This window comes from Leifsonia poae (assembly GCF_050632195.1).
In the GTDB taxonomy this organism is placed as follows: domain Bacteria; phylum Actinomycetota; class Actinomycetes; order Actinomycetales; family Microbacteriaceae; genus Leifsonia; species Leifsonia poae_C.
Genome location: NZ_CP192580.1, coordinates 2136723 through 2158352 on the forward strand (window position 1 = coordinate 2136723; position 21630 = coordinate 2158352).

The following is a 21630-nucleotide window of genomic DNA, read 5'->3' on the forward strand; positions in this document are numbered from 1 at the left end:
CAATGTGGAAGCCGTCATACCGCCGCATCCGGGCGGAACCATCCTCGAAGCCCTCCAGAGAGGCGGACCCGTCGTGCGCATCCATCGCATCACCGATCTCAGCGCGGACGGTCTCGCCGACTATTCGAGCCTCACGGATGTCGCGCTCCGCCGGGTGAGCGAGCCCGCGGGCGGCCTCTACATCGCCGAGTCGACCAAGGTCATCACGCGGGCTCTGGCTGCCGGTCACGTGCCGCGATCCGTGCTGCTGCAGGAGCAGTGGTTGCCCGACGTCGAGCCGCTTCTCGCCGACTTTCCGGATGTCCCGGTCTTCGTCGGGGAGAGCTCGGTGCTGGAGGCGCTCACGGGCTACCACCTGCACCGGGGCGCACTCGCGGCCATGCACCGACCGGTGCTGCCCGATCCGGCGGATCTGCTTCGGGATGCGCAGCTCGTCGTCGTGCTCGAGGACATCGTCGACCACACGAACGTCGGAGCCATCTTCCGGTCCGTCGCGGCGCTCGGCGCGGACGCCGTTCTGATCAGCCCCCGGTGCGCGGATCCCCTCTACCGACGCAGCGTGCGGGTCAGCATGGGCACGGTGCTGCAGGTGCCGTGGACGCGCATCCCGGAGTGGGATGTGGCCGCGCCCATCCTGCACGAAGCGGGCTTCGAGATCGCGGCGCTGGCGCTGGCCGACGACGCGGTCACGCTGGACGCGTACACGGCGGAGCGACCATCGCGCGTCGCGCTCGTGCTCGGCTCGGAGGGCGATGGCCTCAGCCGCCACGCACTCGCTGCAGCGGACACGGTCGTGACCATCCCGATGCTGCACGGGGTGGACTCGCTCAACGTCGCCTCGGCGAGCGCAGTGGCGCTCTGGGCGTTGCGCGCGCGTTCTCAGCAATCGGCGGAATAGTTGCCCGTAGAATTTGCGGGTGCTAGACCAGCCTGAACGCGCCGCCCGGCAGAAGACGTATCGCCGCCGACGCATCGTCGTCTTCGGCTTCGTCGGCATCTTCCTCGTGGCCGCCATGTACGTCTCGGGTGCGCTCTTCGCGCCGGTTCCTGCAACAGCTGCCGTCACTCAGCACGAGTCGACCATCGCCCAGTCGAAGGTCGCACTGAACTGGCCCGCGTTCGGAGCGGGCGGGATCACCGCACCCGACTACCCGGGAGCGACCGAATACCACGGCTCCGACGCGCAGATGCCGATCGCCAGCGTAACGAAGACGATCACCGCGTTGGTGGTGCTCGACAAGAAGCCGCTGAAGGCGGGAGACGACGGTCCGAGCATTTCGTTTACACAGAAAGACGTGAACATTTGGAAGCAGGTGATCGCGGCAGGGGGTTCGTGGGCGCCGGTCGTCGCGGGCACGTCGCTGACCGAGAAGCAGGCACTCGAGGCGATGCTTCTGCCTTCGGCCAACAACTACGCCATCTCGCTCGCCACCTGGGCATACGGGTCCACTGGCGCGTTCGTGAAGGCCGCCAACACCTGGCTCGCAGCGAACCAGTTCAGCGGAACGCATCTGGAGAGCCCTGACGGCCTCACCCCGGGCAGTGTCAGCACGACGAAGGACCTGATCGGTATCGGAAAGCTTGCCCTTGCCGATCCCGTGCTCTCGACGATCGTGTCGCAGAAGAACGTCACGCTTCCGGGCGCGGGATCGCAGGACAATACGAACACGTTGATCGGCGTCGACGGAATCGACGGGATCAAGACGGGAAACACTCCCGAGGCCGGAAACTGCCTCCTGTTCTCGGCACAGATGACAGTCGGTCAGAGCAAGGTGCGCGTGATCGGGGTGGTGCTCGCCGCGCCTACCCACGCCGACCTCTGGGCGGCGGTGAAGACCCTGCTCACGAGCATGCAGAGCGGTTTCCACGAGGTGGACGCCTCGAAGGTCGGGCAGTCGTACGGGACGTACACGACGCCGTGGGGTGCGAAGTCGCGGCTCATCGCGACCTCGACGAAGATGTTCGTGGTCTGGTCGGACACGCCGATCCAGGTCGCGCTCGAGACGCGTCCGCTCCAGTCGGGCACGAAGGGCGAGGTGGTCGGGCAGATCACCTTCACGCTCAATGGCAAGACGCAGACGGCGCTTCTCGCCCTGGCCAAGGCGCTGCCGGATCCGGGACCGTGGTGGCGGCTGGCGCATCCGGGCGGCATGGGGGCCTGAGAGGACTCGCTGGCGCGCGCCTCGCTCGGTCGGTGCTGCGTCTACTCGTCGATCGGGATCGAGAACGGGATCGCTTCCGGTCGCTTGGGCAGCACGTGATCGCCCGACGACTGGTGACGGATGCGGCGCACGACCCACGGCACGAGGTAGGCGCGCGCCCACGACAGGTCTTCGGCACGCGCTTGGCGCCACGTGCGCGGCGGAAGGGGCTCGGGTTCGAGGGGCTGCAGGTCGTTCTCGACGTTGAGCGCCGCCAGCACCATCCTGGCGACGGTGTGGTGGCCGAGCGGGGCGAGGTGGAGACGATCGGGAGCCCACATCCGCGCATCCTGGATCTCGGAAAGCGACCACTGATCGGCGACGATGCAGTCGTACTTGGCGGCGACCGCGCGAACGTTCTCGTTGTAGATCGCCACCTTGCCGCGGATGCCGCGGAACACGGGGAGAACCCGACGTCGACGCCGGTGAACACGACGATGGTGGCGCCCTCCGCGCTGAGCTTGGCGACAGCCTGGTCGAACAGCGTGGCGATCTGATCGGGGTCGGTACCGGGACGGATGACGTCGTTGCCGCCCGCCGAGATCGTGATGAGGTCGGGATGCAGGGCGATCGCCGGCTCGACCTGCTCGTCTAGGATCTGCTTGATCAGTTTTCCCCGAACGGCGAGGTTGGCGTAAGCGAAGTCATCCGTCTGCCGGCTCAGGACCTCGGCTACACGGTCCGCCCAGCCTCGGTGGCCGCCGGGGCTGCCCGGCTCGGGATCCCCGATCCCTTCGGTGAACGAGTCTCCCAGTGCGACATAGCGGGACCACGGATGCTGAGCTTCGGCCATTCATCCATTCTGCACGCCGCGCAGACCCGCGGCACGCCCGGGCGTCGTCGCGAGGTCGGCGAGTGTCGGCTGCAGCGGGTAAATTCGATTCAAGTGGAAACGCCGACCTCGCCCCCGAACTCCGACCAGGAGACTCTGGATGGCGCATCCGTCGACGGGGGCGAGAGACCGGGAGCCCACGCGGGCACGTTCGCCGCCGAGCACCTGTCGCCCTCCTTCCCGGAACGTGCCGCCTGGGGAACGGCGGACAAGCTCCGCGCCTGGCAGGCCGAGGCACTCGACGTCTACTTCAAGAGCGAGCCCCGCGACTTCCTCGCGGCGGCGACCCCGGCGCCGGCAAGACCACGTTCGCGCTGCGGCTAGCGACCGAGCTCCTGCGCTCGCGCGCCGTCGAGCGCGTGACCGTCGTCGCGCCGACCGAGCACCTCAAACGGCAGTGGGCCGAGGCGGCGGAACGTGTCGGGCTGCACCTCGACCCCGAGTTCAAGAACGCTGACGGCCGCTACGCGCGGCACTACAAGGGCGTCGCGGTCACGTACGCGCAGGTGGCGATGCGTCCGAGCCTGCACAAGGACATCACAGAGGGCTACCGCACGCTGGTGATCCTCGACGAGGTGCACCATGGCGGCGACGCACTCAGCTGGGGTGACGGCATCCGGGAGGCATTCGAGCGCGCCACCCGGCGGCTGTCGCTCACGGGAACGCCGTTCCGCTCCGACACGTCGCCGATCCCGTTCGTCACGTACCTGCCCGATAAGGCCGGGATCCGCACATCCCTGACGGATTACAACTACGGCTACGGGCGGGCGCTCGAAGACGGCGTCGTGCGTCCGGTGATCTTCCTGGTCTACGCAGGGCACATGCGCTGGCGCACGAAGGCCGGCGACGAGATGGAAGCGCGCCTCGGCGAGGGCAACACGAAAGACATCACGGCGCAGGCATGGCGAACGGCGCTCGACCCCAAGGGTGAGTGGATTCCGGCCGTGCTGAGCGCGGCCGACCGGCGGTTGACGGAGGTGCGCAACTCCATCCCCGACGCCGGCGGACTGGTCATCGCTACCGACCACTACACGGCGCGCGCGTACGCAGACCTCCTGCAGCAGATCACGGGGGAGCCGGTCACCGTCGTGCTCTCCGATGAGAAGGAGGCGAGCGACCGGATCGAGGCCTTCTCGAAGGGGACATCGCGCTGGATGGTCGCCGTGCGCATGGTGTCGGAGGGCGTGGATGTTCCACGGCTGGCGGTCGGTGTGTACGCGACGAGCGCATCCACGCCGCTGTTCTTCGCCCAGGCGATCGGCCGGTTCGTGCGGGCGCGCCGTCGCGGCGAGACCGCATCCGTCTTCCTGCCGAACGTGCCCGCCCTGATGGCTCTGGCCAACGCGCTCGAACTGGAGCGCGACCACGCGCTCGACCGACCGACCGACGAGAACGCCGAGGGCGACTTCTTCAACCCCGAAGACGCGATGATGGCCGAGGCGAACCGTCAGGAGCGGGGCTCGGATGCGCTCACCGAGGAGTTCTCGTTCGAGGCGATCGGGTCGGAGGCGAACTTCGATCGCGTCCTTTACGACGGCCGGGAGTTCGGCAGCTACGCCGTTCCCGGCAGCGATGAGGAGCACGACTTCATCGGGCTGCCTGGCATCCTCGAGCCCGACCAGGTGCACGAGTTATTGACCCAACGGCAGCAGCGCCAGGCGCGGCGTACATCATCGCGACCTGCGAACGCGGAAGGCCATCCGCCGGCGCCGCTCTACCGCAACCTGAAGGAACAGCGATCGCTGCTCAACAGCCTCGTCGGTCTCTACGCCAAGAACACGGGCGAGGCGCACGGACTGGTGCATGCAGAACTACGACGGGTCTGCGGCGGACCTGCCGTGGCACAGGCATCCGTCACCCAGTTGCAGTCGCGGATCGACTTTCTGCGCAAGCGGCTCGGGCGGGGCTGACCCGCGCCCATCGACTGGTGCCTCCGTCTCACGACGCGGGTCGGGTTCGGGCAGCCTGTCCTGGGTGGCGCGAACCAGCCCGAACGTGCTCTGCTTGAGCCATGTCGGAGTCTGCGAGCAACGAAGGTCCGGTGCCGTTCCAGCACCCGGACGAGCCACATCGCGAGGGCCTCGCCCAGCGGTTGAACTGGCTGCGGGCAGGTGTTCTCGGGGCCAACGACGGAATCGTGTCCGTCGCGGCCGTCGCCGTCGGTGTGGCGGGAGCTACAGCCGAGATCGCGCCGATCCTCACGGCAGGGCTTGCCGCTTTGGTCGGCGGCGCGATCTCGATGGCCCTCGGCGAGTACGTGTCGGTGAGCAGTCAGCGTGACAGCGAGCATGCCCTGATCGCGAAGGAGCGCCGCGAACTCGAGGAGACGCCGGAGGAGGAGCTCAGAGAACTGGCCGGTCTCTACGAGGCCAAAGGCCTCCGGCCTGAGACGGCGCGCCAGGTCGCGATCGAACTCACCGAACACGACGTGCTCGGCGCTCACCTCTCGGCCGAGCTCGGCATCGACCCCGACGACGTCGTGAGCCCGTGGCATGCGGCGCTCGCGTCTGCGGTGGCGTTCACGATCGGCGGGATCCTGCCGCTCATCCCGATGCTGCTGCTGCCCGACGGGGTCAGGGTGCCCGTGACGTTCGTCGTCGTGCTCCTGGCTCTGGCCATCACGGGATATGTGGCCGCGTACATCGGCGGAAGTTCGCGCTGGCGTGCCACGATACGAGTGGTGATCGGCGGAGCCATCGCGTTGGTGGCAACCTTCGCCATCGGCGCCCTGCTGGGCACCACCGGCGTCGTCTGAGGGAGGACATCGTGAAAGAGAAGCAGGAGATCGTGGCCAACTGGCTGCCGCGGTACACGGGAACGCCGCTCGAAGAGTTCGGCCAGCACGTGCTGCTCACCAACTTCAGCGACTACGTCTCGCGGTTCGCCACCGACAACGGGGTCGAGATCCGGGGAGCCGACAAGGCGATGCCCAACGCCACCGCCGACGGCATCACAATGATCAACTTCGGGATGGGGAGCCCGAACGCCGCCACGGTGATGGACCTGCTGAGCGCTGTCGCTCCGCAGGCGGTGCTCTTCCTCGGCAAGTGCGGCGGGGTGAAGAAGAAGAACAAGCTCGGCGACCTCCTGCTGCCGATTGCGGCCATCCGTGGCGAGGGTACGTCGAACGACTACCTGCCGCCGGAGGTGCCCGCGCTGCCGGCGTTCCAGTTGCAGCGCGGTGTCTCCACGACCATCCGCGACCTCGGCCACGACTACTGGACCGGCACGGTGTACACGACCAACCGCCGGGTCTGGGAGCACGACGACACGTTCAAGGCCTACCTGAAGCGCACGCGGTGCATGGCTGTCGACATGGAGACGGCGACCATCTTCGCCGCGGGGTTCGCCAACCGCATCCCGAGCGGGGCGCTGCTGCTCGTCTCGGACCAGCCGATGGTGCCGGAGGGTGTGAAGACGGCCGAGAGCGACATCGGGGTGACGGCGCAGTTCGTCGACCGGCACATCCAGATCGGGGTGGAGGCGCTGAAGCTCGTTCGCCGCAACGGTCGCAGCGTGAGGCACCTGCGGTTCGAAGACGCCTGAGGCCGAGTCCGGCGCGCTGGCATTGTGACGCTCGCGCGGTTAATGGAAGTCGCGTGAGGTCGTGCGCATCCCCACGGTCAGGGTCTCCAAGCGGTCGGCGATGACGTTGACGACACCTTCCTCGCTGCGTTCCAGCATGCCCCGGATGACCATGGCCGGCGCCTCCCGAGCGACCCGCCGATAGCGGTTCCAGACCCCGACCGGGCACACCACGTTCACCAGTCCGGTCTCGTCCTCCAGATTGAGGAATGTCACCCCGGCGGCCGTGGCCGGCCGCTGCCGGTGCGTCACCACGCCACCCACCTCGATGCGGCGGCCGGACTCTGCCGCTGCCAGCTGGTCGGCCCGGTAGACGCCTCGCTCGTGCAACTGGGCACGCAGAAAGCTGATGGGGTGGTCGTCGGTGGAGATGCCGGTGGCCCAGAGATCGCTCGCGAGCTGTTCTGCTGGGGTCAGGATGGGCAGCAGCGGCGGCTGCACAGAGATGCTCGTGCCGATCAGGTACTCGGGCTTCTCCTGGGCGGCGTTGCCGGCCTCCCAGATCGCCTGCCTGCGGCTCAGATCGAAGCTCTCGAAGGCTCCGGCAGCGGCGAGCGCCTCCAGCTGGGTGACGTTCAGCCCGACCCGGCGGGCGAGGTCGCCGAGACTCGTGTACGCGCCGCCGCGCATCCGTTCGGTCACGATCTTCTCGGCCAGCTTCTCGCCGATGGAGGTGACACCGGCGAGACCGAGGCGCACGGCGTGCCCGGCGTCACGGCGGTGGCTCTCGTAGTCGAGCGGCACCTCGCGGCGGTATGGCTCGATCGGCGGCTGCTCGGTGACGAGACAGGGGTCCATCCCGGTGGGTCCGGAGCGGGAGCGGTTCTCGTCCAAGGGTTCGAGCACCGGGAACACCTCGGAGCGCAGGATGTCGGGGCGGCGCACGATCACGCCGTGGCGTCGAGCATCCGCGGTCAGGGTGCGCGGTGAGTAGAACCCCATCGGCTGCGCGCGCAGCAGGGCGGCGAGAAAGGCGCCGGGGTAGTGCAGCTTCATCCACGAGCTCACGTAGACGAGCAGGGCGAAGCTGATGGCGTGGCTTTCGGCGAAACCGAAATTGGCGAAGGCTTCGATCTTCGAGTAGATCGCGTCGGCATCGTCACCGGTGATGCCGTTGTGCGCCATGCCGTCGTAGAGCTTGGCCTTCAGGGTGCCGATCTTCTCCTGCCCGCGCTTCGACCCCATCGCCCGGCGCAGCAGGTCGGCGTCTTCGGCGGTGCAGTCGCCGACCGCGACGGCCATCTGCATGAGCTGCTCCTGGAACAGCGGGACACCCATCGTGCGTTCCAGCACCGGCTCCAGCGCCGGATGCAGGTAGGTCACCTCCTCCTGCCCGAGCTTGCGGCGAATGTACGGATGCACGGCCCCACCCTGGATCGGCCCCGGCCGGATCAGCGCGATCTCGATCACCAGGTCGTAGAACGTGCGCGGCTGCAGCCGCGGAAGCGTGCCGATCTGGGCGCGGCTCTCCACCTGGAACACCCCGATCGAGTCGGCCCGGCAGAGCATGTCGTAGACGCCCTGCTCCTCCTTCGGGATGCTGTCGAGCGTCCACTCCTCGCCGAGAGCGGCCGCGATGGTCTTCATCGAGTAGTCGAGCGCGCTGAGCATCCCGAGACCGAGCAGGTCGAACTTCACCAGGCCCATCCACGCGCAGTCGTCTTTGTCCCACTGCAGAACCGTGCGGTTCTCCATGCGGGCATGCTCGATGGGGCACACCTCGCCGACCGGCCGGTCGGTGAGCACCATGCCGCCGGAGTGGATGCCCAGGTGCCGCGGGAACTTCAGCACCTGCTGCGCGAGGTCGACCACCGCATCCGGGATGTCGTGGTCGGCTGTCGCCTGCACCGACCCCCACGAGTCGATCTGCTTCGACCAGCCGTCTTGCTGACCGGGGCTGTGGCCGAGCGCCTTGGCCATGTCCCGCACGGCGTTCTTCGGGCGGTAGGTGATGACGTTCGCCACCTGGGCCGCGTTCAGCCGGCCGTACTTGCGATAGACGTACTGGATGACCTCCTCGCGCCGGTCGGAGTCGAAGTCCACGTCGATGTCGGGCTCCTCCTCGCGCATGCTGGAGAGGAACCGCTCGAACGGCAGGTTGTACTTGATCGAGTCGACCGCGGTGATCCCGAGCAGGTAGCAGACCGCCGAGTTCGCCGCCGAACCGCGACCCTGGCACAGGATGCCCTGCTCGCGCGCGTACTTCACGATGTCGTACACGATCAGGAAGTACCCGGGGAAGTCCTTCGCCTCGATCACCTCGAGCTCGCGTTCGATCCGCTCCCGCTTGGCTTTGTTGCGATCGAGGTCGGAGTAGCGTTCGGCTGCACCCCGCCAGGTGAGCTCACGGAGCCAGCTCATCGGGGTGTGACCTTCGGGAACCTCTTGCTTCGGCAGGTTGGGTCGCGCGCTGCGCAGCCGGAAGGAGAGGTCGTCGGCGACCTCTACCGTGCGCTCCACCGCTCCGGGATACCGGCCGAACCGCGCTGCCATCTCGCGGCCGCTGCGCAGGTGGGCGGCGTCGGAGGCGGGCAGCCAGCCGTCCATCTCGTCGAGGCTGCGGCGCGCGCGCACGGCGGAGAGCGCTGCGGCGAGCGGATATTGGGCCGGGGATGCGTAGTGCACGTTGTTCGTAGCGACCACCGGCATCCCGAGGCGGCCGGCTATCCGGGCGAGGGTGTCGTTGTCGGTGGTGTCGCGCGGATTGCCGTGGTCGATGAGCTCGACGAGCACGTTCTCGCGGCCGAACAGGTCGGCCAGGCGCTTCACCTCGCGTTCGGCCGCGGACTCGCCGCCGCTCGCCAGCGCCAGGCGCACATCGCCTTTGCGGCAGCCGGTGAGGATCGTCCAGGCGCCGTCGGCGCGCTCGGCGAGACTGTCGAGGTCGTAGACCGGCTTGCCTTTCTCGTCACCGGCGAGCTGCCCGGCGGTGAGGGCTGCGGCCAGCCGGTGGTACCCCTCCTGCTGCCGGGCGAGCACGACGAGGTGGCTGCCCTCGGGGTCGGCCTCACCGTTCTGCGGCTTGCTGAGCTGCAGCGACAGCTCGGCGCCGAACACCGTCTTCACCCTGTCGTACGCCTCCGCGGCCTCGGCGAGATGCACGACTCCGTAGAAGCCGTCGTGGTCGGTGACCGCGAGGGCGTGCAGGCGCAGCCGGGTCGCCTCCTCGAGCAGTTCCTCGGGCGAGCTGGCGCCGTCGAGAAAGCTGAAGTTGGAGTGCGCGTGCAACTCCGCGTACGGAACGTGGCCGGGATCGTCTTCCGGCTCCTCCGGCCGGAGCGGGGGTGGGATGTACGCCGCCCGCTTGCGCGACGACGGCCGCTCATCCGCCGGCTCGCTCGTGCGTCGCGTGCCGGACAGTCGTCGCTCGAACTCCGCCCACGGGATCGGCGGGTTATTCCAGCCCATCGGCGGCACCCCCTGCGCGCTCAGTCATAGCGGGCCTCCGCGCGCCACTCGGCGCCGTCGAGCACGAGCAGCCAGGCGGTGCCGTCGGCGTCGACCACCTGAAAGCGCTGCACGGTGCGGGCGAGGGATGCGTCCCACCAGCGCTCGCGCACCGGCCACGGGCCTGCCCAGCCCGCCACTTCGCGGGTGCCGGAGCTGTCACGGGCCGGGCCGGAAGCGCCGACGCGGGTGGGGGAGAACCGCGCGATCGACGCGGTGACCGCCCCCGCTCATCCACCGCGACCGGGCCGCCGTCGGCGGCGAGCACGGTGACCGGGAGCGGCTCCTCGAACACGGTCGCCGGCGCCGGTGCGGGCAGGCTGCCGGGCCACGGCTGCTCCGCCTTCGCCACGCCCACCGCACGGTCACCCCACGGAACGAGCACCTGCCGTTCGGACAGCGCGCGACCGCCGCCGATGGTCGCCGTGAGCACGGCGTCGTGTCCGAGCATGCTCTGCACGCGCGACAACCCGTGGTGGATGCGCTCGTCCGCCCCGCCGCCCCACAACCCGTCTTCGTGGTGGCCGATGTCGTCGACGGCCTCGGGGGCGACCAGCACGCGCATGATGGGGGAGCCGAGCCCGCTGTCGATCGCGCCGCTCCCCTGCAGCTGCCAGCGCACCCGGTCGACGACATCCGGAGCAGAGAACAGGCGGGGGTGCAGCCAGGTGCGCTCGCTCATCCGCCCCCGCTCGTCGGTCACCTCGATGCGCAGCGATGTGCAGACGAGCCCGGCCTTGGTGAGCCCGGCGATGAACGTCTCCGCGGTGGCGCGGAAGGCGAACGTCACCTGGTCGACGCGGTCGAGCGGCGGTTCGAACTCGATCACCCGGTCGAGCTGTTTGGGCGGAGTGCGTGGAACGACCGCGGCGCCATCGAGGCCGCTCGCCAGGGTGTGGCAGTGCGCGCCGAGCTCGCCGAACCTCTCGCGCACATCCGTGCGGTCGAGGGCGGCCAGGTCGCCGAGCCGATGGATGCCGAGACGCCGGAACAGCGGAGTCAGCTCGTCCCGGCCCAGCATCGCCACGGGGAGCGGCGCCAGAAAGGCGGGGGAGTCGCCCGGCGAGATGATGCGCACCCGGTCGGCCCCGGTGCTGCGTGCTGCCTGCTCGGCGGCGAACGGTCCGTCGGCGATGCCGATGCGGGCATCCGGGACGCCGAGCCCTTCCAGGCAGCGCAGCAGCTCGGCGGCAGCACGTTCCTCGCCGCCGTAGTATCGGGCCGGTCCCCGGGCGCGCAGCACGCACGTGCCCGGACGCACCAGCTGCACGCCGGGGGTGATCTCCTCGATGGCGGCGAGAACGGGCTCGAACGTGCGAGCATCCTGCACCGGGTCGTACGGGAACACCAGCAGGGTCGTGCAGCGGGCCTGAGCCTCCCGGATGCGCAGCCCGCGTTTGACCCCTCGATGCGCGCAGCCGCCGAACAGGCGAACACGAGGTTGCGGTCGACGAGCGCGACGGGTGCGTCGGGGGAGAGCTCGAATGCCTGAACCGCGGCCGTCACCGGCCAGTCCGGACACCACAGCACGATCGCTCGGGTGACGGCCGGCACTCAGACCACCGCCTCCAGGCGCACCGGATGCTCGGCAGCGGCAGCGGGTGCGGCGCGGAAGTTCTCGCCGAGGTCGGGCAGCCACAGATCGGCGCGTCGGGGTGCGCCCGAACCTCCGCGGGCCGAGGACTCGACGGTGACGCGCCGGGACGCCAGGTAGCCCGCGCCGTCACCGAGACCGTCCCAGCCACTGCGTGAGACGGTGAGCGTCGCCTCGACCTGCGGCCAGTCGCCGACGACGATCAGGGTCGCCTCGCGCTGTCGCAGCCTGGCGGTGAGTCGGGCCACATCGCCGTCCCGCGCCCGGGCGGGAGGCGCCACCACCACCACCACGCTCAGCACGTCGACGACCGCCGCGGTCACCGTGAGCCACTGCTCGCCGGGATGGGGGACGAGCACCAGCCGCTCGAGGTCGATGCCGAACCGTCCGGCCGCCTCTGCGCCGAAATCGGGCATGCCGAGCACACCGCACCAGGCCCCCGCCGCCGACGGGCCGGCCAGCAGTGCCATGACCAGCGTCGTCGATCCCCGTACCGAGTACGCCGCTCCTGCTTTGAGCGAACCACCCGGCAGTAGGGAGGCGAGCGCCGGATGGGTCTCCAGCCGTCTGCTCTCCAGCTTGGTCGCCTGCATCTGCCGGATGCGCGACTGCAGTTCGTGCACCTGCGCCCGGTCGGACACGGGCGCCCGGTCGGAGACAGGCGCCGACGCCTCTGGGGAGGTCGGCGCCTCCGGGGAGGCCAGAGCGGCAGCTGTCGAGAACACCCTTCAAGTTTCGAACATATGTTCGAAGAGTGCAAATGGAATTTGCCTCGGAACAACCATTCTTCCTCGCACCTCCGTCACCCGCTATCGCGGGCACGAAAAAAGGGGTCGGACCGCATGAGCGGTCCGACCCCTTTCAGAGCTCAGATCAGAGCGGGCGGATGTTCTCCGCCTGCAGACCCTTGGGGCCCTGAGTCACTTCGAACTCGACCTTCTGGTTCTCCTCCAGCGAGCGGTAGCCGCCCGTGGTGATCGCCGAGTAGTGAGCGAAGACGTCAGCGCCGCCGTCGTCGGGGGCGATGAAGCCGAAGCCTTTTTCAGCGTTGAACCATTTGACCGTACCTGTTGCCATGTCTCCTCCAGGAGCGAATTGTCGACCCCGAACGTCGGAGCCTCGCCACGTGTTGTAAGCCTGCTCCTGAACAGGTGGCAACGCTCCGGGCTATCGGGACGTACCGCTCCAACACATGCAAAACACGCGGCGTGCGTCCAGCCTACCGGCTGAGGGCCCAAAATCACACCCGATCGCGGTTCACGGCTCGGTAACGAAGTCGATCAGCTGCTCCACCCGGCCGAGCAGGGCGGGCTCCAGGTCGGCAAAACTGCGCACGGTGCCCAGGATGCGCTTCCAGGCTCTTGCCACGTCCGCCTGCGTGTCGTGGGGCATCCCGAGGGCCTCGCAGATGCCGTGCTTCCACTCGATCGAGCGCGGGATGCTGGGCCACGCGGTCAGACCGACCCGCTCGGGTCTGACGGCCTGCCAGATGTCGATGAAGGGATGCCCGACCACGAGCACGTGCTGACCGAACGGTCCTTTCGCGACCTTGTCCGCGATCCTGCTCTCCTTGGAACCAGGCACGAGATGGTCGACGAGCACACCGATGCGGCGACGCCGGTCCGGCGCGAACTCGCGAACGATCGCATCCAGGTCGTCGACTCCCTCGAGGTATTCGACGACGACGCCCTCTACTCGAAGATCGTCTCCCCAGACGCGCTCGACCAGCTCTGCGTCGTGCCGGCCCTCGACGAAGATCCTGCTGGCGCGGGCAACGCGAGCCTTCTGATCCGCGACCGCGAAGGATCCGGATGCGGTGCGAGCCCTGCCTCCCTCCGGAGCCTTCTTGGGCAGCACCAGATTCACAGGCTCGCCATCGATCAAATAGCTGCCGCCAAGGGGGAAGACCCGCTTCTTTCCGAAATAGTCCTCCAGCTCGACCGTTTGCACCTCGATGCGGGTGATCGCTCCGCAGAATCCCGTCGAGGCCTCTTCGACGACGAGATCGCGCACGGCGGCGACGTCGGGAACGACCTTGCGGCCGGCATCCTTCCAACCGGGGGACAGTACATCGGATCCGTACGGGTCATAGCTCACCCGGTGAGACTAGTTCGCTCCAACCGACCCCGGGCAGAGGCACGCCAGGCGCGGCTCAGTCGAAGATTCTCACCAACTGCCAGCGGCGATGAGCGTCGTCGTGGCGCACGTCGAAGACATGCGCGACTCCGGTGTCATCGGTTCCCTGGAATCGCCAGCCGCCGATCTCTCGCGGCAGTGCGCCGATTCCGTAGTGGTGTTCTCCGAAGGGACGCCACCAGGCGCACACGTCAGCCCAGACAGTGGGGGTATCGGTTACGCGGTACCGTTTCGTTCGCCAAACCAGCCGGGTCGGGATGCCCTCGTCGGTCGTCCACACCGTGACGGTCTCGTCGATCTCCGCCATCTTCACCACCTCATTCGTCGAACATACGTTCGATTAACGAGTGTAAGACCATCGAGCGCCGAGCGCACCATCGAGAATCCGTCCGAGGGGTCCGTTCCACCCGCTGCGGCCTGCTGGCATACTGTGCGCATGACGGACTCCGTTCCCGGCGCGTCGCTGCGCCTCAGCAACGCCGAACGCGACCGCGCAGTCGCCGCCCTGCAGTCCCATGCCGGCGACGGCCGATTGACGGATTCCGAGCTGCAGACGCGGGTGCAGTCCGCGCGCGTCGCGGTCACGCGCGGGGACCTCGCGCCGCTGTTCGCGGACCTGCCCGGATTCGTCGACTTCGATGGAGTCGCGGGTGGGGAGACGGAGCGAGCGCGTTCACCGGCTCTGCCGCATCCGGACCTCCCCAGGAGAGGTACGACAACCAGCCGAGCCGTCAGATGAGCCGCAACGGCTACATCATCGTGTCGATCACGCCGTTCATCGCGCTCATCCTGTTCTTTCTGTCGAGCCTCATCTGGGGCTGGACATACAGCTGGCTCTGGTTTCTGCTCATCCCGATCGTCGGCGTGGTCGTCTACGGCGCGGGGTACGGCAACGACCGCGACAACGACCGCGACCGCGACCGCTATCGACGCTGACTGGGCCAGCCGACAGGGCAGGTCTCAGCCGAGCGTCGTCCCGAAGAGCAGTCCGAGCAGGTAGGTCGCTGCAGCGGCGCCGAATCCGATGCCCAACTGGCGGAGCGCTCGTTTGAGCGGGGATGCGCCCGAGAGCAGGCCGACGACGGCCCCGGTGCCGAGCAGCACGATCCCGACGAGCACGGACGCGACGATGACCGCCGTGGTGCCCTGCAATCCGAACAGGTACGGCAGCACCGGGATGAGGGCTCCGGATGCGAAGAAGCAGAAGCTCGAGATGGCTGCGCTCCAGCCGTTGCCGACGGCCTCGTGCTCGTCGGCGGCGTCGACGCCCTCGATCGGCTCGACGCTGTATGAGGAGAGTCCGCTCAGCACCTCGTGCGCGTGACTCGCGGCCTCTTCGGGAGTCATGCCGCGTGCGCGGTAGACCAGGGTCAGCTCGTTCGCGTCGACGTCGAGGTTCGGGAGCGCGGATGTGGTGTCCGGGTTGGGCGTCGAGGCCTCGAGCAGCTCGCGCTGCGACCTCACCGAGACGTACTCGCCGGCGCCCATCGAGAGGGCGCCCGCCAGCAGTCCGGAGATGCCGGTCAGCAGCACCACATGGTTGGGAACCCCGCTCGCGCTGATGCCGAGCACCAGCGCGAGGTTGCTGACGAGTCCGTCGTTGGCGCCGAAGACCGCCGCGCGGAAGGTGCCGGACAGACGTTGGCGCCCGCGGGCCGCCAGCGCGCGCACGACCTCTTCGTGGATCTGCTCATCCGCGGCCATCTGGGGAGTCGCATCCGAGTCGGATGCGTATGGGGAGCGCGCCTCGGCACGCTGCGCCAGCGCCAGAACGAAGACGGAGCCGAACCGTCGAGCGAGAAAGCCGAGCACCCGGGTGCGGAAGTCGCCCCGCATCGGATGCCCCACATTGTTTCCGAGCAGGTCGAGCCAGTGCTGCTCGTGCCGACGTTCGGCCTCGGCGAGCGCGAGAAGGATGTCGCGCTCCTCTCCGGTGCGTCGGCTCGCCAGATCGCGATAGACGGCAGCCTCCGCCCGTTCGTCGGCGAGATAGCGACGCCAGCGGCGGATGTCGGCCGGGCTCGGCTCGCGGGGTGGGGCTTCGAGGGGCGAGGGCACCAAAAGAGTCTAGAGGATGCTGTTGGCGGCACCGCGGCTGAAGCGCTCGCCCCAGACCCGCATCCGCTCGGCCAGCTCCGGCGGCGAGACCGACTCGATCGGCGCATCGATGGCTCCCAGGCCGAAGAGCACCCAATCGAAGCCGTCGACCGTCATCCGGATGCGCGTCCTCGCATCGTCGATCGCCTCGGCGGTCACCCAGCGGCCGATCGTCGCCTCGACCTGGGCCAAGGGTGCGGCCACGATCGCCTCCACCTCGATGGAGGCGGGCGCTGCGCCGCCCAGGGAGGCGCGGACGAAGTCGGCCGCATCATCGGCGGGAAGCTCGCGCGGCCGGAAGCGAGACCCCGTGGGACGAGGCTCGCTCAGCCGGTCGAGCCGAAAGCTGCGCCAGTCGAAACGGGTCAGGTCGTACGCGACCAGATACCAGCGGCGACCGACCGACACGAGCCGGTGCGGCTCGACGCGACGCTCGGTGTGATCACCGTCGCGGTTGACGTAGTCGAATTCGAGACGTTCCTCGTCTCGGCAGGCTTGGGCGACGGCGGTGAGCACGTCGGCATCGACGGTGGGTCCTGGGCGCAGGGCGCCGGCGACCGTGGCGGAACGCAGTGCGGCTACCCGGGCGCGAAGACGTCGGGGCATGACCTGCTCGACTTTGGCGAGGGCGCGCACCGACGCATCCTCGATTCCGGCAATACCGCTCTGAGCGGCCGTCCGCAGCCCGACAGCGAGAGCGACGGCCTCCTCATCGTCGACCACGAGTGGAGGGAGTGACGCGCCCGCCGCGAGCTGATACCCGCCGTCGACTCCACGGCTGCCGTCGACCGGGTAGCCGAGATCGCGCAAGCGATCGACGTCGCGCCGCAGCGTTCGCACGGAGATCTCGAGCCGGTCGGCCAACTCGGGGCCGGGCCAGTAGCGGTGCGTCTGAAGCAGCGAGAGTAGCTGGAGCGTTCTCGACCCGGTCGTTGCCATGGTCCCAGTCTGCCCTTACAAGCGGTCAGGGCCTGTCCGCAATGCGGGTGTCGTCAGGTCGGTCGACCGCATCCGGCCTCAGCGGCGCGGCGCCCGGGCGCGAGAGCGTGAGGACGACCTCGGTGATGTACTCGTTGTCCTCGATCTCCGCTTCGATTGCCGCTAGATCCGCGGCCACGTCGGATTCGACGTCGTTGCCGACCAGGTCGACGGCCGCCACGAGGTAGAAGCGCTCGGGGCCGACATATTCGAGGTGCAGGTAAGTGACCTTGTCGATCTCGGGATGCTGCAGCAGCATCCCGAGAACCGTCTGGGTCACGCGCTCCGACCCGGGCTCGCCGAGGAGGAAGCGTCGGTTGCGGTCGATGAGGACGAAGGCAACGATCGCCAGCAGCACGCCGACCAGGATGGAGCCGATCGCGTCGTAGACGGCGTTCCCGGTGAGTTCGTGGAGGAGTACTCCCAGGAACGCGATGAGGAGCCCGACGAGCGCTGCCGAATCCTCGGCGAAGACCGCGCGAAGGGTGGGGTTCGAGGTGTTCAGCACTGTCTCGAGCGTTCCCGTCCCGCGCTCCTCGGCGCGATTCCTCGCCTGCCGGAACGACTGGACGAAGGAGATTCCCTCGAACACAAACGACACCGCGAGAACGATGTACGCGATGAAATAGTCGGTCGCCGGCTCATCCGACCACAACTGGGTCACCCCGTGGAAGATCGAGACCACTGCGCCCGCTGTGAAGAGACCTACCGCCGCGAACAGCGACCAGACGTACGCCTCCCGGCCGTAACCGCTCGGATGAGCGCCGTCGGGCGGTTTCGCCGCGCGTCGTTCGGCCTGGATCAGGAAGATCTCGTTTCCCGCATCCGCCCACGAGTGCGCCGCCTCGGCGACCAGCGAGGCCGATCCGGTGATGATCGCGGCGAACGTCTTGGCTATGGCGACGATCACGTTTGCACCGAATGCGACCAGAACGGTGAGAAGGCTGGAAGATTCCCGCTGGGCCGGCATGCGAGCAAGGCTAGTACCGCACGGCTCTGACCGTGCTCCTGCAGACATGAAAGAGGGCCGGTTCATCAGAACCGGCCCTCTTTTCTCGCAGTGTCCGAGGGGGACTTGAACCCCCACGCCCTATACGGGCACTAGCACCTCAAGCTAGCGCGTCTGCCATTTCCGCCACCCGGACGGGTGTTTCGGCTGCCGGTCGAACCGGCCGCCGAAGAAAGACCTTAGCACGAAAACACACCCCGATTTCACACACACGACTCTCAGGATGCGGTCGGCCGGGTCGCGTTGGCGAGTGCGTATCGCCCCGGTAGCGTTGTGCGCATGACGGATGCCCGAAACGACAGCGACCTCGACGAGACGGCGGTGATCGCGCGCGATCTCATCCGCTTCGACACGACCAATTACGGCGAGGGCAAGTCGAATGGCGAGACGGATGCGGCCGAGTACGTCGAGGCTCGCCTGACAGGAATGGGGCTGAAGCCTCAGATCTTCGACTCCGATCCTGGACGCACCAGCGTCGTCGCCCGGGTGGCCGGTCGCGACAGCTCGAAGCCGGCGCTCGTGGTTCACGGACACCTCGATGTGGTGCCCGCCGATCCGCGCAACTGGTCGGTCGATCCGTTCGGCGGCGAGATCAAGGACGGACTCCTCTGGGGCCGTGGTGCGGTCGACATGAAGAACATGGATGCGATGATCCTGACCGCGGTCGGCGACATCCTGAGCGCAGGCAAGCAGCCCGAGCGCGACCTTGTCGTGGCGTTCTTCGCCGACGAGGAGGACGGCGGCCGGCGCGGCTCGCATCACCTGGTCGACAACCATCCAGAGCTGTTCGCCGGTGCCACGGAAGCCATCAGCGAGGTCGGTGGATACTCGATCGACCTCGACGGGCAACGCGCATACCTGATGCAGACCGGCGAGAAGTCGCTCGTCTGGATCAAGCTCATCGCGCGGGGTCGTGCGGCCCACGGTTCCCGGCTCATCCGCGACAACGCGATCACGCGCCTGGCCGAAGCGGTCGTCGCCATCGGCAAGCAGGAGTGGCCGATCCAGCTCACCGACACGACCAGCCAGCTGCTGGCCGAAGTGTCGCGCATCCTGAACATCGATCCTGAGCAGGTCGGTCCCGACGAGATCGTGTTGCGCACGGGCACCGCCGCCGGCTTCATTCTCGCGACTCTGCGGGCGACCTCGAACCCGACCCTGCTGAACGCCGGCTACAAGCACAACGTGATTCCGGATACGGCCGAGGCGCTGATCGACATCCGCACGCTGCCGGGCGACGAGGACCGTGTGCTCGGCATCGTGCAGGAACTCGTCGGCGACGACATCGAGATCGTCGTGATGCACCGCGACGTCGGGCTCGAGGGTCCGTTCGGCGGCCCGCTGATCGATGCGATCGTGGGTACCCTCCGCGAGCACGACCCCGGTGCGCCGGTTCTGCCATACCTGCTGTCCGGCGGCACCGACAACAAGGCCCTGAGCAAGCTGGGCATCACGGGATACGGCTTCGCACCCCTGCGGCTGCCGCCCGAGCTCGACTTTCCCGGAATGTTCCACGGCGTCGACGAGCGCGTGCCGCTCGAAGCGCTAGTGTTTGGTCGCACCGTGCTGCGCGACCTCCTGCTCACGTACTGAGCATCGCCCGACACCCACCGCTGTCTGCGAAAGCGACCTATGGACTTCATCAACGCCATCATCCTGGGACTCGTCCAGGGTCTCACCGAGTTCCTGCCGATCTCGTCGAGCGCGCACATCCGCATCGTCGGCGAGCTGCTCGGCACGGGCGCCGATCCGGGAGCGCAGTTCACGGCGATCATCCAGCTCGGTACGGAAGCGGCTGTGCTCCTCTACTTCTGGAAGGACATCGTCCGGATCGTCGTCGCGTGGTTCAAAGCGCTCTTCGGCAAGATCCCGCGCAACGACCCCGATGCCCGGATGGGCTGGCTCGTCATCATCGGCAGCATCCCGATCGTGGTTCTCGGCGTGCTGTTCCAGGACAAGATCGAGACGACTTTCCGATCCCTCTGGATCGTCGCGGCGACACTCATCGTCTTCGGCATCCTGCTCGGCATCGCGGACTACGTGGGCAGCAAGACGCGACGGCTTCGCGATTTGACGTGGGGCCACGGCATCATCTTCGGTTTCGCGCAGGCCCTCGCCCTCATACCCGGCGTCTCCCGCTCCGGTGGAACGATCACGGCCGGGCTGTTCATGGGGTACCAACGACGCGCCGCGGCCCGGTACTCCTTCCTGTTGGCATTGCCCGCAGTCTTCGGCAGCGGGTTCTTCCAGCTCTACAAAGCCATCAAGGAACCTTGCACGAAGGCTCTCGAGGCCGCAGGTACCTGCACGGTCGAGGTCTTCGGGCCCGCTGAGACGGCCGTCGCGACGCTCGTCGCGTTCATCGTGGGCCTTGTCGTGATCGCGTTCTTCATGAGCTACATCTCGCGTCGCAGCTTCCTGCCGTTCGTGATCTACCGCATCGTGCTCGGCGTGGTGCTCATCGTGCTGCTCTCCACCGGCGTACTCGCCGCCTAGGCATCAGGATGCGCGCTTGGAGCAGGCCCGTCGTGCCGCGGGTCGCGGGTGACAGCACTCCACCGCTGCTCTACGACACGGCCACGCGGGAGCTCGTCGAAGCGAAGCCGGAGGACGTCGCACGTCTGTACGTCTGCGGCATCACCCCGTACGACGCGACGCACCTCGGACACGCGGCAACCTATCTCGCGTTCGACACGCTTCAGCGAGTGTGGCTGGATGCGGGTTATCGCGTGCACTACGCGCAGAACATCACGGATGTCGACGATCCGCTCCTAGAGCGAGCCGCGGCCACCGGCGTCGATTGGCGACAGCTCGCCGATGAGCAGATCGAGCTGTTCCGGCAAGACATGGAGAGCCTGTCCATCCTGCCGCCCGACGACTACGTGGCCGTGACCGAGGTGATCGATCAGATCGGCCGCGCCACGCGCATCCTGATCGAGCGGGGAATCGGCTACCGGGTCGACGACGACATCTACTTCGACACGATGGCGGCCCAGGATGCAACCCCCTGGATTCTCGGCGAGGAGAGCAATCTCGACCGCACGACGATGCTGGCTCTGTTCGCCGAGCGCGGGGAGACCCCGACCGGCCCGGCAAGCGCGACGCCCTCGACCCGCTGTTGTGGCGGGGCGCCCGCGACGGCGAGCCGAGTTGGCCGTCAGAGGCGGGGGATGGGCGGCCCGGCTGGCACATCGAGTGCTCGGTGATCGCGCTCATGCACCTCGGCCGCGACTTCACCGTGCAGGGCGGCGGCTCTGATCTGGTGTTTCCGCACCATGAACTGAGCGCCGGGCACGCGGCCGCGCTCAGCGGTCACCCGCTCGCGCGTGTCTACAGCCACGCGGGAATGGTGTCGTACCAGGGCGAGAAGATGAGCAAGTCGCTCGGCAACCTCGTACTGGTCTCCTCTCTTCGCGACGCAGGGGTGGACCACCGCATCATCCGGCTCGCTCTTCTCGCGCACCACTACCGCACCGACTGGGAGTGGTTCGACGGCGCCACGGACGACGCCGCGGCACGCCTCACGGCGTGGAGCGCAGCCCTGTCGGTTCCGCGAGTCGAGTCGATCGACGCGGATCTCGGGCTGGAAGAGCGTTCTGTGGTCGAGCGGATGCGCACGGCATTACGCAACGACCTGGACACCCCAGGAGCGCTGGCGGCCGTCGATGAATGGGTCGCCACGCATCCGTCGGCCGTCACCGAGCTCGTACCGAGCGCGATCGACGCACTCCTCGGCGTGCGGCTCTAGGGC

At 68.1% G+C, this 21630-nt stretch carries 17 protein-coding genes, 1 tRNA gene and 3 pseudogenes; 10 read left to right on the forward strand and 11 right to left on the reverse strand.

Features of this window, described 5'->3' with window-relative positions; all coding sequences use genetic code 11:
• Window positions 1-73: 73 nt before the first annotated feature.
• Both ACQ86A_RS10820 and ACQ86A_RS10825 read left to right on the forward strand, forming a co-directional pair.
• Window positions 74-898, forward strand: coding sequence for a TrmH family RNA methyltransferase (locus tag ACQ86A_RS10820; protein ID WP_431280427.1), 825 nt, complete (start codon window positions 74-76; stop codon window positions 896-898).
• Between the two features lie 19 nt (window positions 899-917).
• Window positions 918-2162 (forward strand): D-alanyl-D-alanine carboxypeptidase family protein, encoded by a 1245-nt coding sequence (locus ACQ86A_RS10825; RefSeq protein WP_431277080.1) that lies wholly within the window; start codon window positions 918-920, stop codon window positions 2160-2162.
• A 41-nt stretch (window positions 2163-2203) separates the two neighbouring features.
• Here ACQ86A_RS10825 and ACQ86A_RS10830 read toward each other — a convergent pair.
• Window positions 2204-2994, reverse strand: a pseudogene (locus ACQ86A_RS10830) (SGNH/GDSL hydrolase family protein).
• Window positions 2995-3129: 135 nt separating this feature from the next.
• Here ACQ86A_RS10830 and ACQ86A_RS10835 point away from each other — a divergent pair.
• From ACQ86A_RS10835 to ACQ86A_RS10845, 3 genes and pseudogenes are all read left to right on the forward strand, one after another.
• Window positions 3130-4943 (forward strand): annotated as a pseudogene (locus tag ACQ86A_RS10835) (DEAD/DEAH box helicase).
• A 101-nt stretch (window positions 4944-5044) separates the two neighbouring features.
• Window positions 5045-5788: a VIT1/CCC1 transporter family protein gene (locus ACQ86A_RS10840; protein ID WP_431277081.1), complete on the forward strand. Its 744-nt coding sequence runs from the start codon at window positions 5045-5047 to the stop codon at window positions 5786-5788.
• Between the two features lie 11 nt (window positions 5789-5799).
• Complete coding sequence (locus ACQ86A_RS10845; protein WP_431277082.1) at window positions 5800-6579, forward strand: AMP nucleosidase; 780 nt, start codon at window positions 5800-5802, stop codon at window positions 6577-6579.
• 39 nt (window positions 6580-6618) lie between these two features.
• On the opposite strand, the gene ACQ86A_RS10850 is transcribed toward ACQ86A_RS10845, so the two are convergent.
• From ACQ86A_RS10850 to ACQ86A_RS10875, 6 genes are all read right to left on the reverse strand, one after another.
• Window positions 6619-10026, reverse strand: a complete 3408-nt coding sequence (locus tag ACQ86A_RS10850; protein WP_431277083.1) for an error-prone DNA polymerase — start codon at window positions 10024-10026, stop codon at window positions 6619-6621.
• Window positions 10013-11587: a DNA polymerase Y family protein gene (locus ACQ86A_RS10855; RefSeq protein WP_431277084.1), complete on the reverse strand. Its 1575-nt coding sequence runs from the start codon at window positions 11585-11587 to the stop codon at window positions 10013-10015. Before ACQ86A_RS10855 ends, ACQ86A_RS10850 begins: the two co-directional genes overlap by 14 nt.
• Window positions 11588-11619: 32 nt before the next feature.
• Entirely contained in the window at window positions 11620-12384 is a 765-nt protein-coding gene (locus ACQ86A_RS10860) for a hypothetical protein (protein ID WP_431277085.1), read from the reverse strand.
• A gap of 148 nt (window positions 12385-12532) precedes the next feature.
• Window positions 12533-12736, reverse strand: a complete 204-nt coding sequence (locus tag ACQ86A_RS10865; protein WP_223690547.1) for a cold-shock protein — start codon at window positions 12734-12736, stop codon at window positions 12533-12535.
• A gap of 180 nt (window positions 12737-12916) precedes the next feature.
• Window positions 12917-13756, reverse strand: coding sequence for a DUF3097 domain-containing protein (locus ACQ86A_RS10870; protein WP_431277086.1), 840 nt, complete (start codon window positions 13754-13756; stop codon window positions 12917-12919).
• A gap of 55 nt (window positions 13757-13811) precedes the next feature.
• Entirely contained in the window at window positions 13812-14102 is a 291-nt protein-coding gene (locus tag ACQ86A_RS10875) for a DUF6504 family protein (RefSeq protein WP_431277087.1), read from the reverse strand.
• 129 nt (window positions 14103-14231) lie between these two features.
• Here ACQ86A_RS10875 and ACQ86A_RS10880 point away from each other — a divergent pair, with 129 nt between their 5' ends.
• Together ACQ86A_RS10880 and ACQ86A_RS10885 are read left to right on the forward strand one after the other, a co-directional pair.
• A complete protein-coding gene (locus tag ACQ86A_RS10880; protein ID WP_431277088.1) occupies window positions 14232-14534 on the forward strand; it encodes a DUF1707 SHOCT-like domain-containing protein in 303 nt (100 codons plus the stop codon).
• Complete coding sequence (locus ACQ86A_RS10885) at window positions 14531-14731, forward strand: hypothetical protein (protein ID WP_431277089.1); 201 nt, start codon at window positions 14531-14533, stop codon at window positions 14729-14731. Before ACQ86A_RS10880 ends, ACQ86A_RS10885 begins: the two co-directional genes overlap by 4 nt.
• A 24-nt stretch (window positions 14732-14755) precedes the next feature.
• On the opposite strand, the gene ACQ86A_RS10890 is transcribed toward ACQ86A_RS10885, so the two are convergent.
• The 4 genes from ACQ86A_RS10890 to ACQ86A_RS10905 form a co-directional block, all read right to left on the reverse strand.
• The gene (locus ACQ86A_RS10890; protein WP_431277090.1) at window positions 14756-15853 is read right to left on the reverse strand and encodes a VIT1/CCC1 transporter family protein; all 1098 of its coding nucleotides are present in this window, start codon (window positions 15851-15853) and stop codon (window positions 14756-14758) included.
• A gap of 9 nt (window positions 15854-15862) precedes the next feature.
• Window positions 15863-16831 (reverse strand): helix-turn-helix transcriptional regulator, encoded by a 969-nt coding sequence (locus tag ACQ86A_RS10895; RefSeq protein WP_431277091.1) that lies wholly within the window; start codon window positions 16829-16831, stop codon window positions 15863-15865.
• Window positions 16832-16856: 25 nt separating this feature from the next.
• Entirely contained in the window at window positions 16857-17840 is a 984-nt protein-coding gene (locus tag ACQ86A_RS10900) for a cation diffusion facilitator family transporter (RefSeq protein ID WP_431277092.1), read from the reverse strand.
• A 90-nt stretch (window positions 17841-17930) separates the two neighbouring features.
• Window positions 17931-18016 (reverse strand) — tRNA-Leu (locus ACQ86A_RS10905).
• A gap of 142 nt (window positions 18017-18158) precedes the next feature.
• On the opposite strand from ACQ86A_RS10905, the gene ACQ86A_RS10910 reads away from it, so the two are divergent.
• From ACQ86A_RS10910 to mshC, 3 genes and pseudogenes are all read left to right on the forward strand, one after another.
• Entirely contained in the window at window positions 18159-19472 is a 1314-nt protein-coding gene (locus ACQ86A_RS10910; RefSeq protein ID WP_431277093.1) for a M20/M25/M40 family metallo-hydrolase, read from the forward strand.
• A 39-nt stretch (window positions 19473-19511) separates the two neighbouring features.
• Window positions 19512-20375, forward strand: coding sequence for an undecaprenyl-diphosphate phosphatase (locus tag ACQ86A_RS10915; RefSeq protein WP_431277094.1), 864 nt, complete (start codon window positions 19512-19514; stop codon window positions 20373-20375).
• Between the two features lie 8 nt (window positions 20376-20383).
• Window positions 20384-21627: pseudogene (gene mshC / locus ACQ86A_RS10920) on the forward strand (cysteine--1-D-myo-inosityl 2-amino-2-deoxy-alpha-D-glucopyranoside ligase).
• Window positions 21628-21630 lie beyond the last annotated feature (3 nt).